The sequence below is a fragment of the Streptococcus sp. GMD6S genome, assembly GCF_000297015.1.
Window position 1 is genome coordinate 1 of the sequence record NZ_AJRH01000150.1, and the last position, 1,197, is coordinate 1,197.

2 pseudogenes are annotated in these 1,197 nt (G+C 43.4%); one reads left to right on the forward strand and one right to left on the reverse strand.

Features of this window, described 5'->3' with window-relative positions:
- Nucleotides 1-918: pseudogene (locus GMD6S_RS09250) on the forward strand (DNA mismatch repair endonuclease MutL); the annotation flags it as partial.
- A gap of 141 nt (nt 919-1,059) precedes the next feature.
- On the opposite strand, the pseudogene GMD6S_RS12765 reads toward GMD6S_RS09250, so the two are convergent.
- A pseudogene (locus GMD6S_RS12765) lies at nt 1,060-1,197 on the reverse strand (helix-turn-helix domain-containing protein); the annotation flags it as partial.

The following is a 1,197-nucleotide window of genomic DNA, read 5'->3' on the forward strand; positions in this document are numbered from 1 at the left end:
CGTAATCGTCAAAAGGTAGAGCAGACCATTCTCCCACTCAAAGAAAATACGCTTTACTATGAACAAACAGAAGTAACAAGACCGACTCAAGTTGAGGTTTCAGACCATCAAGTAGGCTTGACTGAAGAAAGACAGGATTTAACCCTGTTTGCCAAGGAAACCTTGGACCAGTTGACCAAGCCTGCAAAACTGCATTTTGCAGAGAGAAAGCCAGCTAGCTATGACCAACTAGACCATCCAGAGTTGGACCTTGCTAGTCTCGATAAAGCCTATGATAAGCTGGAGCGAGAAGAATCATCAAGCTTTCCAGAATTGGAATTTTTCGGACAGATGCACGGGACTTATCTCTTTGCCCAGGGGCGAGATGGACTCTATATCATTGACCAGCATGCAGCTCAGGAGCGGGTTAAGTACGAGGAATACCGTGAAAGCATCGGCAATGTTGACCAGAGTCAGCAGCAACTCTTAGTGCCCTACATCTTTGAATTTCCTGCGGATGATGCCCTTCGTCTTAGAGAAAGAATGCCTCTCCTAGAGGAAGTAGGTGTTTTTCTAGCAGAGTATGGAGAAAATCAATTTATCCTGCGTGAACATCCTATTTGGATGGCCGAAGAGGAAATCGAATCTGGTATCTATGAGATGTGCGATATGCTCCTCTTAACTAAAGAAGTTTCGATCAAGAAATACCGAGCAGAGCTGGCTATCATGATGTCCTGCAAGCGGTCGATCAAGGCCAATCACCGTATCGATGACCATTCAGCCAGACAGCTCCTTTATCAGCTTTCTCAATGTGATAACCCCTACAACTGTCCACACGGACGTCCCGTTTTGGTGCATTTTACCAAGTCAGATATGGAAAAAATGTTCCGACGCATTCAGGAAAATCATACGAGTCTTCGTGAGTTGGGGAAATATTAAGAACACAAAAAGCCTTTGTTCCTTTTGAACAAGGCTTTTTAGTTTTTCTAAGGTGGGAACTTGATTGGACATGGGCAACTTGACACGATATTTACACTTGCTTGACAAGACCAGTTCTATAAAAATGTTGTGAAAACTGAATTAGGTGATTCCAGGCTTTGTAGAATCGTCGTTGTCTGAAGGAGTCTCAAGACCAATGACCTTATCAAGATAACGTTGTTTGGTTTTGAGAACCTTATTGATAGCGACAGCAGAAGCGATTAAGAGAACGAAGGTTAG